Genomic DNA, 15,228 nt, shown 5'->3' with positions numbered 1-15,228 from the left:
CCGCCGGATTCTGTCAAGACGCTCCAGCGTCAGGCCTTCGCGCGGGCGGTCCGGAATTTCCGCTAGGATCCGTATGCACGCCCGTTGCGCGGAAGAGGAGCGGATGTCGATCACGAGTCATGACGTGGCCCGGCTCGCCGGGGTCTCGCAGCCGACCGTTTCCCGGGCGCTGCGCGGGGACCACCGGGTTTCGGAGGCCACCCGCACCCGCGTGCGCGAGGCGGCGGACGCGCTCGGCTACGTGCCGAGCGAAGCCGGCCGGAGCCTGGCGACCCGGTCGACGCACTGCGTCGGGGTGGTCGTCACGGATCTGACCAACCCGTTCTACCCGCATCTGATCGGGCCGCTGCACGACACGCTCGAACAGCACGGCTACCGGATGATGCTCTTCGCCGAGCGCAGCGAGGCCGCGCTGGAGACCGAGCGGCTGCTCGACCGGTCGATCGACGGGGTGGTGCTCACCACCGCGGTGATCGGCTCCGGCCTTCCGGCCGAACTCACCCGGCGCGGGCTGCCGTTCGTCTTCCTCAACCGGGAGACCGGCGCCGGCAACGCCGACGCCGCGGTGGTGGACAACGAGGCGGGCGGGCGGCTGGTCGCCGAGGAACTGCTGCGGCTGGGCCACACCGACATCGCGCTGATCGGCGGCCCGGCGGAGACGACGACCGGACGCGACCGCGAGCTCGGCTTCCGGATCGGGCTGTCCGAGGCGGGCGTCGGCCTGCCGCGCCGCCGCGTCCGGCAAGGCCCGTTCGACCACGGCACCGGGTACGAGGGACTGCTCGACCTGATGGCGGAAAACCCCCGGCCCACCGCGGTGTTCTGCGGCAACGACGTCATCGCGATCGGCGCGATCAACGCGGCCCGGCGCCTCGGCATCGACATCCCGGGCGACCTCACCGTGATCGGGTTCGACGACCTGCCGATGGCCTCCTGGGAGACCTTCGATCTGACGACCGTCCGCCACGACTTGGACGGCATGGCCAAGGCCGCGGCGGGCCTGCTGGTCGACCGCCTCGCCGGAAACAGCGAAGCACCGCGGCGCACCGTGTTCGCCCCGTCGCTGGTGCCCCGGGGAACGCACGCGCAGCGGTGAACCCCGCGTCCGCCGCGGCGGACGCGGGGCCCCGGCAGGTCACCGGGCGTATTTGTCCGCCGAGAGGTCGCTGCGGTAGGTCTCCTTCATGAACACCGTGATCACCACGAGGGCGAGCACCGCCGCGGCGGCCAGGTACATCCACACCGCGTAGATCGTGCCGGACTCCGCCACCAGCAGCGTGGCGACGAACGGCGTGATGCCCATGAAGATCGAGAACGAGCAGTTGTAGGCGATCGAACTCGCACTGAACCGGGTCCGGGTCGCGAACATCTCCGCCGCGCACACGGTGACGATGCCGGTCAGGAAGAACTCCGGGACCAGGTAGATCAGCTGGCTCGCCACGGCGGCCCCGAACGTGCCCGCCTCGCCCACCTTGAACGCCAGCGGCACCAGCACGATGCAGCACACCGCCCCGGCGATGAGCATCGGCTTGCGCCCGATCCGGTCGGAGATCGCGCCGGCGAGCGGCAGCAGCGGGATCAGCACCGCGACCGAGATCATGTTCGACAGCCACGCCGCGGACTTCGGCAGGTGCAGCGTTTCGGACAGGTACTCCGGGTAGAAGGTGACCCAGGTGTAGGACAGGATCGCGAGCATGATCGACGCGCCGCAGAACACCAGGATCGGCCGCCACTGGGAACGCAGCGCCTCGCGCAGCGGCGCGGCGACGACGTTCGTGCCGTGTTCGGTGGCGGCGACGAATTCCGGGGTCTCGTCGAGCCGGCTGCGCAGCCAGACTCCGATCGCGCACAACGGAAGCACTGCCAGGAACGGGATCCGCCAGCCCCAGCTGTGCAATGCCGCGTCGCTGAACAAGGCGCTCATCAGCGCTGCCGTGCCGGCCCCGGCGAGAATGCCGAGGAAGCAGCTGTTCGACGCGAACGACGTGTAGAAACCGCGCCGGCGCGGCTCGGCCCACTCGACCACGAACGCGACCGCCCCGACGTACTCCCCTCCCGCGACCATGCCTTGCACCACCCGCAGCACGAGCAGGATCAGCGGAGCCGCCAGCCCGATCTGGCCGTACGTGGGAAGCACGCCGATCGCCGCCGTGGACACGCCCATGAACAGGACCGTCCACAACAGCACCCGCTTGCGCCCCAGCCGGTCTCCCCACCGGCCGAGGAGGGTGCCGCCGAGCGGGCGCACCAGGCAGGCGATCGCGATCACCGCGTACGCGCTCAGCACGCTGGCGGTGTGGTCGCTGGCCGGGAAGAAGGACGCGGCGAGCACCGGGGCCATGTAGCCGTAGAGCCCGTAGTCGAACTGCTCGACGAAGTTCCCGATGCTGCCGGCGAGGACGACCTTGCGGATCGCCTTCCGACGTCCGGTCGCCTCGGCCGTCGCGGCCGCGGTCGGCGTGACGGTGGACATGACACCTCCAGTGGCGTCTCACAACGGCTCAGCCGTCTGCATACGTATGGATGGCAACTTAAGTGGCCCGGGTCACCGGGTCAAGACCGCCGCTGCCGCGAATTTTGCCGAGGTCACGTGCGGAAGATCAGCCGCGGCCACGGTTCGACGGCTGCTCTTGCCCGGAGCAATGCATACGGATACAGTGCCCAGCGCACGTTGCCAGCCGAGAAAGGAACCCGCCATGCCGCTCGACCCGGTCGCCTACCAGCCCTACGCGGACCCGGACGATTTCATCCGCGAGGTCACCGACCGGATCTGGGTGCAGCGCGACATCTCCTACATCGTCGACAACTACGAACCCGACTCGATTGTGCACGGCGGCCTCGGCACCGTGACCGGGCGGGACGACGTGATCGAGGGCAGCCTGATGCGGATCGCGCAGGTGCCGCAGCACGTGGGCCAGGCCGAGGACGTCGTCTGGGAAGCCCGCGGCGACGACGCCTTCCTCAGCTCGCACCTCGTCTTCTCCGCCGACACGCACCTCGTGGCGGGCCGGCCGGTGCCGATCCGCAAGCGCACCATCGCGAACTGCCTGTACCGGCGGGGCCGCATGGTCGAGGAATGGGTCGTCCGCGACGACCTCGCGGACTGCCTGCAACTCGGCCTCGACCCGGCCGAGGTCGCGCGCGGGCTGCGGTTCCGCGGCTACGAGGGCTCGATGACGAAACCGGCGCCCGCCGACGTCCTGGCCGTCGGCGACAGCGGCCCGCGCGCGGACGATTACCGGCCCGAATGCGAAATGGTGCTGGAATTCGTCGAAGAGGTCTGGAACGCGCGGCGCCTGCACAAGGTCACCGACTTCATGCACCGGGACCTCTTCCTGCACACCGTCGGCGACCGCACGGTCCTCCGCCCGGACGGCTACCAGAAGGACCTGCTCGCGCAGATCGCGCCATTCCCGGACGCCCGCTTCGAGATCCGCGACGTGCAGGCCAACTACGCCGAGCGGTACGCGGGACTGCGCGTCGCCGTGCTCTGGGTCATGCGGGGCGAGTACCGCGGGGTCGCCGATTTCGGGCCGTTGACCGGCAAACCGGTCGACCTGCTCGGCGTTTCGCAGTTCCTCGTCCAGGACGGCCGGATCGTCCGCGAGGTCCGGGTCTTCGACCAGATCGCGCTGCGGGCGCAGATCAACGGCCACGAAAGCTCGTTCGCCGACACCAACATCTACTGAGCGCGGCGGGACGTCCGTCCGCTTAGGATCGGCCGATGGAGCAGGAGTCCCGCGACGGCGACCGGGTGACCCTGAACCAGCTCCGGGCGTTCGTCGCGGCCGAAAGCCAGGGCTCGTTCACCCGGGGCGCGGCCCAGCTCGAGGTGTCCCAGGCCTCGATGTCGGAGATGATCCGGCGGCTGGAGGAAGAACTCGACGCGGTGCTCTTCCATCGCGGCGCCCGGCGGCTGACGCTGACCGCGGCCGGCGAGGAACTGCTGCCGTTCGCGCGGCGTGCGGTCCACGCGGCCGACGAAGGGGTCCGCGCGGTGCAGTCGCTGGGCTCGCTCGGCGGCGGCACCGCCACCTTCGGCGTCCTGCGCAACGCGGACTACTACCTGCTCGGCAATCTCGCGCAGACCTTCCACCGCCGGTATCCGTCGGTCAAGGTCCGGCTGGTCGGGCAGAATTCCGCGGAGACCGCGGACGCGATCCGGGCGGGCGACATCGAAGCCGGGCTCATCGTGCTCCCGGTCGACGACGAGGGACTGGACATCACCCCGCTGATGCGGGACGAGGTGCTCTACGTGAGCGCCGACCCGGCCGCGGCCGCGGAACCCGTGAGCATCCGGCGTTTCGCGGCCGCGCGGCTGGTCCTCTACGACGCCCGCTACGGCTGGCGCGATCCCACCCGCCGCCAGCTCGCCGACCGGGCGCAGCTGGCCGGCGTGCGCATCGAACCGGTCTTCGAGATCGAGCACGTGGAAGCGGCCCTGAAACTGGTCGCCGACGGGGCGGGCGACACCATCGCCAGCACCGCGGTGGTCCGCAGCGCCGCCTTCCCGCCGGGCCTGCACACGGCTCCATTCGAGGAGCCGCTGTTCGACACGATCGCCATCGCCCGCAAACGCGGCCGTCCGCTGTCGCGCGCCACCCGGGAGTTGGCCCGGCTGGCCGAGGACGCGGTCAGCGACGCGCGCGGCCCGGCTGCCGCCCGGCCCAAGCAGACCCGAGGCTGACCCGGGTCCGGTGTGGACGGTTCCGCTTTTGTCCATAATGGACATTTTGTCCTGGCTGGCATAGGGCAACCCGATGGTTCGCCCAGGATCGCACCCTCTAGTCCGGGGGCCGGATCGCGCTTACCGTCTCGTGCCATGCAAATCACTCCCTCCGAGGCAGCCCAGCTCGGCCCGCTGACCTGGCTCAAGAAGCCCGCCGTGGACGGACCGCCCGCCCAGCGCGACCCGCGCGTCGTCGAACGCGTCAGCGAAATGCTGCGCGACATCGAACGCGGCGGTCTCACCGCGGTGCGGCGCTACTCCGAGGACCTCGACGGCTGGACCGGCGCGCTCGAACTCGGCCGCGACGAACTGCGCCGCTCCGGCGACCAGCTCCCCGCCGACCTGCGCGCGGCGCTCGAACTCGGCCACGAACGCACTCACCGCTTCGCGGCCGCCCAGCGCGAGCACCTGACGGACTTCGAACTCGAACTGGCCGACGGGGTCGTCTGCGGACAGCGCTACGTGCCGGTCAGCCGGGTCGGCGCGTACCTGCCCGCCGGCCGTTTTCCCTTGCTGGCCAGTGCGTTCATGACGGTCGGGGTCGCCAAGACGGCCGGCGTGCCGTCCGTTCTCGCGTGCACTCCCCCGTCGGGCGAGCACGGCGCGCACCCGGCGGTCCTGTACGGCGCCTACCTGTCCGGCGCGGACCGGGTCTTCGCGCTCGGCGGCGTCCAGGCGCTGGGCGCGATGGCGTTCGGACTGCTGGACGAGGCCCCGGTGGACATGCTCGTCGGCGCGGGAAACGCCTACGTGACCGAAGCGAAGCGGCAGCTGTTCGGCCGGGTCGGCATCGATCTGCTGGCCGGACCGTCCGAAGTGGCCGTGCTCGCGGACGAGACCGCCGACCCCGACTGGGTCGCCGCCGACCTCCTCGGGCAGGCCGAGCACGGCCCCAACTCGCCCGCCGCGCTCGTGACGACCTCCGAGGAACTCGGCCGCCAGGTCGTCGCCGCGATCGAACGCAGGCTGGCGACGCTGGCCACCCGCGAGGTCGCCGGCCCGGCGTGGCGCGACTTCGGGTCGGTCGTCGTCGCGCGCGACAGCGCCCAGGCCGCCGCGGTCAGCGACGTCTGGGGTCCCGAGCACCTGGAAATCCAGACCGCCGACGACGACTATTACCTCAAGACGCTCACCAACTACGGCTCGCTGTTCCTCGGCCGGTGGAGCACGGTCGCCTACTCCGACAAGGGAATCGCGGGCACCAACCACGTCCTGCCGACCGGCAAGACGTCCCGCTACAACGCCGGGCTGTCGGTGTCGCGGTTCCTCAAGCCGCTCACTTATCAGCGCGCCGCGAAGGAAGGCACCGCGGCGCTGGCGCCTGCCGTGGAACGGATCTCCGCGTTCGAGGGCCTGGCCGCGCACGAGGCCACCGCCACCGTCCGCATCGAACACCTCGGCAGGCATTCCGGTGCGTTCGACGGCACTCCCGCCGTCGAACGGACCTGAGCCCGCTTCCCGGGCCGGACCGCGTCCGCCGGTCCGGCCCGCCGCCCCCTGCCGCTCCCCGGCACCGAAAACCAGACAGAGGCTGAGGACATGTCCGCACCCGCCAACGGAAACCAAGCCGCGGCCGCACCGGAAAAACTGCGGCGAGAACTCAAAGTCACGGACGCGGCCGCGTTCTCCGTGGGTCTCATCGGCCCGGTCGGCGCGATGGCGCTGCTCGGCGTGGGAGCGGCCGGGCTGCTCGGCGAAGGGGCCACCTGGGCCTTCGTCTTCGCCATCCTCGGCGTTTCGCTCGTCGGCTACGGATTCGTGAAGCTGTCGCAGCACATCTCGCACACCGGATCCGTCTACGCGCTGGTCGGCCGCACGCTCGGCCCGCGCGCCGGGTTCGTCGCCGGCACCGCGCTGTTCACCGCGTACGCGACCATCGGCACCGGCTCGACCGCCGAAATCGCCTTGTTCTTCAACAAAGTCCTCAGCCAGCTGGGCCTGGCCAGTGCCGGGTCGGCCGAATGGATCTGGACCGCGCTGGTGGCGCTGGTCCTGGTCGTCGCGCTGTCGCTGAGCGAAATCCGGGTCATCACGCGGATCCTGCTGATCTGCGAACTGGCCGGGGCCGCACTGGTCGGCCTGCTCAGCATCGTGATCATCGCGCGGGTCGCGACGGGCCACGGCCCGCACGGGCAGACGTTCAGCTGGAATTTCCTGCACCTGCCCGCCGGAACCGGAGTGGGCACGATCGCCGGCGCCGCGGTGTTCGGATTCCTCGCGTTCGCCGGGTTCGAGGGCGCCGCGTCGCTCGGCGAGGAGACGATGAACCCCAAGCGGGAAATCCCCCGGGCGCTGAAGATCACCATCGCGGTGGTGGGCGTGTTCTTCCTGCTCGCCATCGCCGGGCAGGCGCTCGGTTACGGCACCGGGCCGGACGGGGTGAAGGCGTTCGCCGCGGCCGAAGACCCGTACGGCGATCTGGCTGGTCAGTATCTCGGCAGCGCGATGGGCGTCCTGCTGAACCTGGTCGCCAGCGTCAGCCTGTTCGCGATCACCCTCGGCACCGTCAACGGCGCCGCGCGGGTCGGCTACGCGCTGCTCCGCGACGCCGGAGTCCCCGGGCCGGTCGCGCGGCTGACCAAACGCGGGGCCCCGGTCGGCACGATCGTCGTGACCAGCGTCCTGATCCTCTGCTTCGCCGTCGGGCAGCGACTGGCCGGCACCGGGGTCCTGGACGCGACCTTCTACTGGCTCACCATCGGAACCATCGCCCTGCTGGTGGCTTACGCCATGGCCACTATCGGCGCTTTTCGCTTCCTTTTCCTCAGCGGGAAGCCGAAAGCGCCCCGCTGGCAGGCGGTCGTCCCGGTACTCGCGCTCGCCTTCATCGCCTACACCATTTTCAAGAACGTGGTGGGCGTGTCGGGCCCGTACCGGTTCTTCCCGTACATCATTCTCGGAGTCCTCGTCGTCGCGACCGTCGTCGTGGCCGCGGTGCCCGGCCTGGCCGAGCGGGTCCGGACGCAGATCGCCGAGCAGGGAGACAGCGAATGACCAGGATCGTCTGCGCGCAACTCGCCCCGCAGGTCGGCCGCCTCGCCGAGAACCACCGGCAGATCGTCCGCACGATCAGCGAAAACACGACCGCCGACATTCTCGTGCTGCCGGAACTGGCGACGAGCGGATACGTCTTCGAATCGCCCGCGGAGGCGCGGGAGTGCTCGATCCCGTCTGATGACCCGATGATCGCCGAGTGGGCGGCCGCGATCGAGGGCGACTCGGTCGTCGTGTGCGGATACGCCGAACGCGGCCCGGACGGTGCTCTTTACAACAGCGCGGTGCTGTTCGATGCCACCGGCGTCCTGGCCCGCTATCGCAAAACCCATTTGTGGGACCGGGAAAAGCTGTTCTTCACCCCCGGAAGCGAGCCGCCGCCCGTCACCACCACCCGCTTCGGCCGGATCGCGGTGATGGTCTGCTACGACCTCGAGTTTCCTGAGTACACTCGCCGGGCCGCTCTCGAGGGTGCCGATGTGATCGCAGTCCCGACCAACTGGCCCGAAGTCCCCCGCCCTGCGGGTGAGCGACCGCCGGAGGTAGTCATCGCCCAGGCCGCCGCGAGGGTCAACCGAGTCGCCATCGCGTGCTGCGACCGCTCCGGCCCCGAACGCGGCCAGCGGTGGACGGAGGGAACGGCAATCGTCGACCACAATGGCTGGGTCGCCGCCGTCGCGGGAGAGGACGGGCTGGCTTGCTGGGAGACCGAGCTTTCCGCGGGGCGGGACAAGAACATCAGTACCCGCAACCATCTATTCGGGGACCGGAGGACCGATTTGTACGGGCCGCCGCACTGATTTTCGGGGGCGGCGGGAGTTCTCCGGCGCGGGCGTCACGATCGCTTGAGTTTCTGGCAGCCTGGTCGCATGACCACCGCTGACGACCTCGCCGCGCCGCTGCAACTCCTCGTAGGCCGCGAGATCAGCGCGGTCTGCTTCGTCCGCGACTACGTCGAACTGCACTTCGACGGACCCGTCCTGCGGGCTCTCGCCAACCCGTTCGGTCTGTATGGCTGCCGCGCATGGCGCTTCCCGGAAGGACAATCGCCGGTCGTCATGCTTTCCTACATCGGCGCGGTGATCGACCACTGCGAACTGGTCCCCGATCGCTACCTCGCGGTGGACTCCGGCGAACACCGCTTCGCCATCCCGCTGGACGAAGACTCGCGCACCGGCCCCGAAGCCGCCCACCTCGTCGGCATCGACGAAAGCGGCTGGACGGACCAACGACAGCTATGGATTTGGTAGCTCGAACTCCGAAAATAGTTCAAGACCTATGCCGATCAGGCGTCGCCCAGAAAGCCGGGGCGGCCAACTCCAGCCAGCACGCGCGGCAAGCCGGAAATCGCACACGGCCCCCTGATCACGCGAAACCACCCCTATCCACGCCCCCTCCCGCGGCCGTGAACGCGATCCTAGACGGCGTTCACCGCCACCCTTTGGAGGGAAACGTGCACAGATACCGGTTACTAGGCAGCGCCTTGCTGGTCGCGGCGGCCTTGCTCGTCCCGACCTCGACCGCGTCCGCCGCGGCGGCTTGCAGTTGGCGGGCGACGGCGCTTCCCGTGCCGGGCCAGGGCGGGATGCCGACCGCGACCGATCACCAGGGCGGCTTCGCTGGCGTCGCCGACATCGGCGGGCGGCAGCGGCCAGTTGCCTGGAAGAACGGCGCGTACTCCGTCTTCACCGTGATGAACGACGTGCTCAGCTACGAGGTGGCCGACGAAAACCGCGCGGGCACGATCGTCGGCACTGCCCGGGTCAGTTTCCCGGGGGTCTCGGTGAGCACTGCGTTCCGCTCCCGGGGCGACGTGCTGGAGGAACTGCCGAAGCTGGGGAACAACACCAAGGCCGCGGCGCTCGGCATCAACGACGCGGGCGACATCACCGGCTACGTCTGGGGCGACAGCAGCGGCCTGACCACCGTGGTGCGCTGGCCCGCCGCGCAACCGGGCACCGTCACCGCGCTTCCCGGGCTGGCTCCGGACCGCACCCAGCCCCAGGCGGTCGACGAGGACGGCTCGGTCCTGCTGCTGCGCGACTCCGGTCTCGCGATCTGGCGGGCGGGCACGATCACCCCGCTCGGTACCCTGCCGGGCCTGCAGTTCCCCGACGGCACGGCGTTCTCCAACGGGCGCGTGGTCGGCAACGCCAGCTACAACAACAAGCCCGTCGGCGTCTATTGGGACCAGCAGGGCGCCGCGCACGTGCTGCCCGGCTCCAGCTACAACCTGTCCAACGGCAACCCGCAGCTCACCCTCAACCGGGACGGCCTGATCACCGGCCGGATCGACGAGGCGCACGGCGGCAACGACTCCAAGGGCACCGGCTATGGCGTGTGGCGGCAGGGCGCGTGGGTGTCGAACTTCGGCGACATCACGCGCGACCTCCCGTCCCGGATCGGCGACGACGGCACGGTGGCCGGGGCGCGCATGGACGCCGACGGGATCTACCACCCGTATGTCTGGCGCTGTTCCTGATCGACGTCCTCAGGCAGTGGTTCCGCAGCACACCGACGCCCGGTCGCCTTCCCCAGGCGGCCGGGGCCGGACGGCTCGCATAGCCCGGCCGCGAACGGGTACCCCTCCCGAGTACCGCGGTTTCCCGGCGACGGTCAGGAGGGCTCCATGCTGGCACTGCTCGGTCTGCTTCTGGTGATCTGGCTGGTGTGCATCGTGCTCGGGGTGGTGATCAAAGGCCTGTTCTGGCTCGTCGTCGTGGGCGCGGTCCTGTTCCTGGCGACCGCCGCGGTCGGCTTCGTGAAGCGGTCCGCGCTCGGCCGGGGCCGTTAACCCGTCCGCCGCCCGTTCAAACCTGGGCCCGGAGAGACGATCGCAACACCGTTCGGGGCGTCGGTCGGCTTAGGCTGAGGGCATGGCCGACACGACACCGCCGACTCCGCAGGAAGCGTTCGACCTGCTGATGGCAGGCAACCACCGCTTCGTCACCAGCGCCCCGGAGCACCCCAACCAGGACGCTGCCCGCCGCGCGGCGATCGCGCCGAACCAGCATCCGTTCGCGGTCCTGTTCGGGTGTTCCGATTCGCGCCTCGCCGCCGAGATCATCTTCGACCGCGGTCTCGGCGACCTGTTCGTCGTGCGCACCGCGGGCCAGGTGATCGGCGGGGAGGTGCTCGGCAGCATCGAGTACGGCGTCGACCTGCTGGACTGCCCGCTCGTCGTCGTGCTCGGCCACGATTCGTGCGGTGCCGTCGGCGCGGCCCGGGCCGCCCTCGAAGACGGGCTCGCGCCGGTCGGCTACGTCCGCGACGTCGTCGAGAAGGTGACGCCCAGCGTCCTCGCCGCGCGGGCCGCGGGCCGGGTCGAGCCGCACGAGATTCTGGCGGAGCACGTCAAGCACACCGTCGACCTGCTGCTGGACCGCTCCCGCGTGCTCGCCGACCGGGTCGCGGACGGCCGGGCCGCGGTCGTCGGCCTGCGTTACCGGCTGGCCGACGGCAGCGCCGAGGTCGTGGCCGCGCACGGCGTCGACGTCTCCGCCGCCAAAGCGGTGTCCTGACCCCGTGCGCTTCGGCCGCGGAACCGGAACAGCGTTCCGGGGCTACCGTGGCCGAAGCGCACGGTGAGGACACCAGGAGGCAGTGCATGCCCGGGCAACCCTTCGCAGGACTCCAGCTCGACGGCACACTGACCACCGACCCACCCGAAATCGCCTACGCCGCTGCCGACTTCGGCGGCATCGTCTCCCGTCCCCCGCTGGCCGTCGCCCGGGTCAGCTCGCCCCGAGATGTCAGCGAGGTCCTCCGCTTCGCCGCGGAGCACGGCCTTTCTGTCACGCCACGAGGACAAGGCCACACCGGCATGGGCCAGGCTCAGGCCGCTTCCGGCATCGTGCTCGACCTCAGCGGCCTCAGTACCGTGCACGACATCAGCGACGACCGCGTAGTCGTCGACGCCGGTACGACCTGGGCCGAACTCCTGGCGGCCACGCTCCAGCGCGGGTTGACTCCGCGCGTCCTCACCGACTACCTCCATCTCTCGGTCGGCGGGACGTTGTCCGTCGGCGGGATCGGCGGCACGAGCCACCGGTACGGGGTGCAGACCGACAACGTGCTGTCCCTCGACGTCGTCACCCGCGACGGGGCACTCCGGACCTGTTCCCCGACCGAAGCACCGGACCTCTTCGCAGCGGTGCTCGCCGGGTTCGGCCGAGGCGGGGTGATCGTGCGCGCGACCATTCCGCTCATTCCCGCGCCGGCACGGGTGCGGCGAGTCAAGATCTACTACCCGACTGCGGCCGAACTTCGCGCGCAGCAACGAAAACTCCTCCGCGAGCGCCGGTTCGACTTTCTCCAAGGACAGATCATCCCCGGCGACGCGGGCTGGCTCCATCTGCTCGACGTCGCCGCTTTCTCCACTCCGCCCGCCGAACCGGACGACGCCTTGCTCGACGGCCTCGGTTTCGACGCGGCTAGGGACAAAATCGAAGACCTCAGTTATGCGGAGTTCGCCACCCGGCTTGCCGAAACCGTCGTTTACCTCGAATCCACCGGCGAATGGCGTTCGCCGCATCCGTGGGCGAACCTGTTTCTGCCCGACCACGCCGTCGACACTTTCGTCGACGGGATCATGTCCGACCTCACGCACGCCGACCTGGGAGATTCCGGGCTGATCCTGACTTACCCCGTTCCCGCGGACGCGCTCGCCACGCCCCTCTTCCGAGTGCCGGACGCGCCGACGATCTTCCTCGTCGCGGCACTCCGCTACGCAAGGACCGCAGCGATCGCCGAGCAGATGGTGGAGAGCAATCGCCGCTGGTACGACGCGGCGGTGAAACTCGGCGGCACCAGTTATCCAGTCGGCGCAATTCCCTTCACGGAGAACGATTGGCGGAATCATCTCGGTGAAGCGGAGTAGCAGCAAGCCGGAAACCCGGACTCATCGGGCAATGAATCGGCCCGTTCCTCCGTCGCTCACGAGTCCCTGACACTCGCTCGGCACCCTCTCCCGCATGACTTTCCTTCGCATGGCCCTCGCCGCACTGGTGCTGGCCACGGTGACTATCGCGGCACCGCAAGCAAAAGCAGGAGCAGAAACCGGACAGGGCGTCGGCGTCGTCGAGTACAACCTCGGCGATCAGGCCTTCCACGATCCGACCGTGTCCGTGCCGATGGAGCTGGCCGCCGTCGTGCACTATCCGCGCGATCTCGGCGGACGGCCGCATCCGTTGATCGTGCAGGAGCACGGCAGCTGGTGGAGTTGCGTGGACCCGATCGCGAAGACCCCGGGAGGCGACTGGCCGTGTCCGCCGGGACAGCGGTCGCTGCCGAGTTTCCGCGGCTACGACTACCTCGGCGAGAAGCTGGCCGAGCGGGGCTTCATCGTGGTGTCGATCAGCGCCAACGCCATCAACGCGCATCTGCTCGGCGACGAGGGCTACTACTCGCGCGCGCATCTGGTCAACAAGCATCTGGAGCTGTGGCGCGACCTCGCCCGTGGCGAAGGACCGCTGGCCCGCACGCTCGGCCGGTTCCGCGGCCACGTCGACCTTTCCCGGGTCGGGACGATGGGGCATTCCCGCGGCGGAAAGGGCGTGATGTGGCAGGCCTCCGACAAGCACACGCCCGAATGGCCCGCCGGGGTCCGGATCCGCGCGGTCGTCCCGCTCGCGCCGGTCTATTTCAATTCCACCGAGGACGACAACAGCGACGTGCTGGTCACCCGGGTGCCGTTCAAGGTGGTCGTCGGCACCTGCGACGGCGCAGTCCGCACCGTGGGCCTGCAGTACGTCAAGGACGCCGAAGGACGCAACCCCGACATCAGTTCGGTGACGCTGACCGGGGCGAACCACAACTTCTTCAACACCGAATGGTCCCCCGGCAAGATCGGCGGCGAGGACGACGCGCCCGCGGACTGCGTCGGCAAACTGTCTCCGGGACAGCAGCGCGGCGACGCAGTCCGCGAAATCGTGTCGTTCTTCGCCAGCCGCCTGCGGTGATTGACGCGAAACCGGGTTACCGGGCGGTCAGAGCAGGCCCGGCTCGTCCGGCGTGACCTCGCAGGTGCGTTCGCGGCCCAGCGGCGCCGACACCGACGTGACCGTGCCGGTGCCGCAGCCGCGCCAGGCCACGGTGACGCCTTGCGGCTCGTCGCGGCTCGATCCGATCGGTCCCTCTGCGGCGGTTTCGGCGGGACCGACGTGATATGTGCGAATGTTTTGGCCAGTACCGTCGACCCTGGTGACTTCGTAGGCGAAGATCGCGACGCGCTGTCCGGCGGCCGGGAAATCCGGCGGCCACGGGTTGTCGAAGAGCCCGCCGCTCGGGGTGCCGAGGGTTTTCGCGGTGATCTGGTTCATCGTCAGTTCCTTTGAGAGTGGGCTTGAGTGTCGACGCGCAGCGCTTGCATCGCGGTGACCAGTTCGGCCACGTCGCGCGGGTCGGTCAGCGACCGGGTGGTGAGTTCCCGGATCCGCCGCAGCCGGTAGCGGACGGTGTTGGCGTGACAGTGCAAGATCTGCCCGGCGCGTTCGGAAGAGCCGCCGCCGGAGAAGTAGGCCTCGAGGGTCTCCAGGAGCAGATCTCGTTCGTCGGCGGGCAGATCCAGGACCGGGCCGAAGACCTGGTCGCCGAGCCGCCTGCCCTCGTCGGGGTCGTAGGCGACGAGGGCGGCCAGCGGACTGGGATCGAACGCGCGGACCTCGACGCGTTCGGGTGGTCCGCTGGCCAGTGCGGTCCGCGCCAGGTGCAGCGCGCGCGGAGTGTCGGCGAGCGACGTGTACAGCGGGCTGACCCCGGTGCGGGTCAGCGCCACCTCATTGAGCACCGTCAGCACCGCGCGGTATTGCTCGTCGCGCAACGAAACCAGCCCGGCTTGCCAGGCCGGAGTGAGCTGCCACGCCGACACGATGCCGAGCTGCCCGAGCCGCCGTTCGATGCCGACCAGGCTCTCCTCGGCCAGCCCGCGCGTCTCGGCCGCGACGACGGCGAGTTTGCCGTCGGGAGGCAGGCCGAGCAGGCGTCCGGCTTCCCACGGTCCGGCGCCGGAGAGACGCTGGCCGGTGAACAACGCCTCGGCCAACGCGGAGCGACGTCGTTGCTGGGCAACGAGAAGCTCCGCGCTCGCCGTCCGGTAAGCCTCGGTCACGTGCACCGCGTGCTCGTCGGTGACCTGCCAGAGCAGGCTGGCCGCGTCGATCAGCACGTCGGTGCTGCCGGTCTCGCGGGCGTGCCCGGCCAGCAGGTCCCACAGCATCGCGGTGCCGATCCGGTACACCTGCAGCACCTCCGGCAGCGGCGCGCCCTGGTGCGCGCGCCTGCTGCCGGTCTCCTGCGGTGCGCCCTGGTCCGGGTCCTCGATCCCGCCGAGCGCGTCGACCAGGAACCGCACGTTGACCGCGACCGAACGGTGCAGGTCCGCGCGCGGCACGATCTTCTCGTCGCGGTAGAGGTCGATCCGCTCGCACACCGTCGCGCAGATGTCCTCGATCAGCCGCGGCAGCCGCTGCCGGACCCACGCGACGAGCTCGCCGGCGGTCATCGGA

At 70.0% G+C, this 15,228-nt stretch carries 15 protein-coding genes; 12 read left to right on the top strand and 3 right to left on the bottom strand.

Going from position 1 to position 15,228, the window contains the following annotated elements; all coding sequences use genetic code 11:
* Positions 1-103: 103 nt before the first annotated feature.
* Positions 104-1,096, top strand: a complete 993-nt coding sequence (locus FKO37_RS15520) for a LacI family DNA-binding transcriptional regulator (RefSeq protein ID WP_037820027.1) — start codon at positions 104-106, stop codon at positions 1,094-1,096.
* A gap of 39 nt (positions 1,097-1,135) precedes the next feature.
* On the opposite strand, the gene FKO37_RS15515 is transcribed toward FKO37_RS15520, so the two are convergent.
* The gene (locus FKO37_RS15515) at positions 1,136-2,473 is read right to left on the bottom strand and encodes an MFS transporter (RefSeq protein ID WP_134733837.1); all 1,338 of its coding nucleotides are present in this window, start codon (positions 2,471-2,473) and stop codon (positions 1,136-1,138) included.
* 223 nt (positions 2,474-2,696) lie between these two features.
* Here FKO37_RS15515 and FKO37_RS15510 point away from each other — a divergent pair, with 223 nt between their 5' ends.
* From FKO37_RS15510 to FKO37_RS15460, 11 genes are all read left to right on the top strand, one after another.
* Entirely contained in the window at positions 2,697-3,689 is a 993-nt protein-coding gene (locus tag FKO37_RS15510; protein ID WP_238604783.1) for an ester cyclase, read from the top strand.
* Between the two features lie 35 nt (positions 3,690-3,724).
* Complete coding sequence (locus FKO37_RS15505) at positions 3,725-4,687, top strand: LysR family transcriptional regulator (RefSeq protein ID WP_134669494.1); 963 nt, start codon at positions 3,725-3,727, stop codon at positions 4,685-4,687.
* Between the two features lie 135 nt (positions 4,688-4,822).
* The gene (gene hisD, locus FKO37_RS15500) at positions 4,823-6,178 is read left to right on the top strand and encodes a histidinol dehydrogenase (protein WP_238604782.1); all 1,356 of its coding nucleotides are present in this window, start codon (positions 4,823-4,825) and stop codon (positions 6,176-6,178) included.
* A gap of 90 nt (positions 6,179-6,268) precedes the next feature.
* Positions 6,269-7,723, top strand: a complete 1,455-nt coding sequence (locus FKO37_RS15495) for an APC family permease (protein WP_238604781.1) — start codon at positions 6,269-6,271, stop codon at positions 7,721-7,723.
* Positions 7,720-8,523 carry a nitrilase-related carbon-nitrogen hydrolase gene (locus tag FKO37_RS15490; protein WP_238604780.1) on the top strand — a complete coding sequence of 268 codons (804 nt, stop codon included), beginning with the start codon at positions 7,720-7,722 and terminating at the stop codon, positions 8,521-8,523. The genes FKO37_RS15495 and FKO37_RS15490 overlap by 4 nt, the downstream gene beginning before the upstream one ends.
* A 69-nt stretch (positions 8,524-8,592) precedes the next feature.
* Positions 8,593-8,973 (top strand): hypothetical protein, encoded by a 381-nt coding sequence (locus tag FKO37_RS15485; RefSeq protein WP_238604779.1) that lies wholly within the window; start codon positions 8,593-8,595, stop codon positions 8,971-8,973.
* Positions 8,974-9,176: 203 nt separating this feature from the next.
* Positions 9,177-10,205, top strand: a complete 1,029-nt coding sequence (locus FKO37_RS15480) for a hypothetical protein (protein WP_238604778.1) — start codon at positions 9,177-9,179, stop codon at positions 10,203-10,205.
* A 147-nt stretch (positions 10,206-10,352) separates the two neighbouring features.
* Positions 10,353-10,517, top strand: a complete 165-nt coding sequence (locus FKO37_RS15475; protein WP_167754393.1) for a hypothetical protein — start codon at positions 10,353-10,355, stop codon at positions 10,515-10,517.
* An 82-nt stretch (positions 10,518-10,599) separates the two neighbouring features.
* Positions 10,600-11,244: a carbonic anhydrase gene (locus FKO37_RS15470; RefSeq protein ID WP_037820036.1), complete on the top strand. Its 645-nt coding sequence runs from the start codon at positions 10,600-10,602 to the stop codon at positions 11,242-11,244.
* 86 nt (positions 11,245-11,330) lie between these two features.
* The gene (locus FKO37_RS15465; protein WP_238604777.1) at positions 11,331-12,602 is read left to right on the top strand and encodes an FAD-binding protein; all 1,272 of its coding nucleotides are present in this window, start codon (positions 11,331-11,333) and stop codon (positions 12,600-12,602) included.
* Between the two features lie 94 nt (positions 12,603-12,696).
* The gene (locus FKO37_RS15460; RefSeq protein WP_238604776.1) at positions 12,697-13,683 is read left to right on the top strand and encodes a hypothetical protein; all 987 of its coding nucleotides are present in this window, start codon (positions 12,697-12,699) and stop codon (positions 13,681-13,683) included.
* 27 nt (positions 13,684-13,710) lie between these two features.
* Here the strand turns inward: FKO37_RS15460 and FKO37_RS15455 are convergent, their stop codons facing one another.
* Together FKO37_RS15455 and FKO37_RS15450 are read right to left on the bottom strand one after the other, a co-directional pair.
* The gene (locus FKO37_RS15455) at positions 13,711-14,043 is read right to left on the bottom strand and encodes a hypothetical protein (protein ID WP_238604775.1); all 333 of its coding nucleotides are present in this window, start codon (positions 14,041-14,043) and stop codon (positions 13,711-13,713) included.
* A gap of 2 nt (positions 14,044-14,045) precedes the next feature.
* Positions 14,046-15,224 (bottom strand): CdaR family transcriptional regulator, encoded by a 1,179-nt coding sequence (locus FKO37_RS15450; RefSeq protein WP_238604774.1) that lies wholly within the window; start codon positions 15,222-15,224, stop codon positions 14,046-14,048.
* Between the last annotated feature and the right edge of the window lie 4 nt (positions 15,225-15,228).

Origin of the sequence: Amycolatopsis sp. Poz14 (assembly GCF_006704225.1) — a bacterium.
Classification (GTDB): domain Bacteria; phylum Actinomycetota; class Actinomycetes; order Mycobacteriales; family Pseudonocardiaceae; genus Amycolatopsis; species Amycolatopsis nivea.
The sequence above is the reverse complement of the archived record's forward strand: the minus strand, read 5'-3'. Positions and strand labels throughout refer to the sequence as shown.

What these genes read in the sequence shown, in the direction of transcription:
- FKO37_RS15520 (WP_037820027.1), top strand. Translation starts at nt 104, where the DNA reads ATGTCGATCACGAGTCATGACGTGGCCCGGCTCGCCGGGGTCTCGCAG.
- FKO37_RS15515 (WP_134733837.1), bottom strand. Translation starts at nt 2,473, where the DNA reads ATGTCCACCGTCACGCCGACCGCGGCCGCGACGGCCGAGGCGACCGGA.
- FKO37_RS15510 (WP_238604783.1), top strand. Translation starts at nt 2,697, where the DNA reads ATGCCGCTCGACCCGGTCGCCTACCAGCCCTACGCGGACCCGGACGAT.
- FKO37_RS15505 (WP_134669494.1), top strand. Translation starts at nt 3,725, where the DNA reads ATGGAGCAGGAGTCCCGCGACGGCGACCGGGTGACCCTGAACCAGCTC.
- hisD (WP_238604782.1), top strand. Translation starts at nt 4,823, where the DNA reads ATGCAAATCACTCCCTCCGAGGCAGCCCAGCTCGGCCCGCTGACCTGG.
- FKO37_RS15495 (WP_238604781.1), top strand. Translation starts at nt 6,269, where the DNA reads ATGTCCGCACCCGCCAACGGAAACCAAGCCGCGGCCGCACCGGAAAAA.
- FKO37_RS15490 (WP_238604780.1), top strand. Translation starts at nt 7,720, where the DNA reads ATGACCAGGATCGTCTGCGCGCAACTCGCCCCGCAGGTCGGCCGCCTC.
- FKO37_RS15485 (WP_238604779.1), top strand. Translation starts at nt 8,593, where the DNA reads ATGACCACCGCTGACGACCTCGCCGCGCCGCTGCAACTCCTCGTAGGC.
- FKO37_RS15475 (WP_167754393.1), top strand. Translation starts at nt 10,353, where the DNA reads ATGCTGGCACTGCTCGGTCTGCTTCTGGTGATCTGGCTGGTGTGCATC.
- FKO37_RS15470 (WP_037820036.1), top strand. Translation starts at nt 10,600, where the DNA reads ATGGCCGACACGACACCGCCGACTCCGCAGGAAGCGTTCGACCTGCTG.
- FKO37_RS15465 (WP_238604777.1), top strand. Translation starts at nt 11,331, where the DNA reads ATGCCCGGGCAACCCTTCGCAGGACTCCAGCTCGACGGCACACTGACC.
- FKO37_RS15460 (WP_238604776.1), top strand. Translation starts at nt 12,697, where the DNA reads ATGACTTTCCTTCGCATGGCCCTCGCCGCACTGGTGCTGGCCACGGTG.
- FKO37_RS15455 (WP_238604775.1), bottom strand. Translation starts at nt 14,043, where the DNA reads ATGAACCAGATCACCGCGAAAACCCTCGGCACCCCGAGCGGCGGGCTC.
- FKO37_RS15450 (WP_238604774.1), bottom strand. Translation starts at nt 15,224, where the DNA reads ATGACCGCCGGCGAGCTCGTCGCGTGGGTCCGGCAGCGGCTGCCGCGG.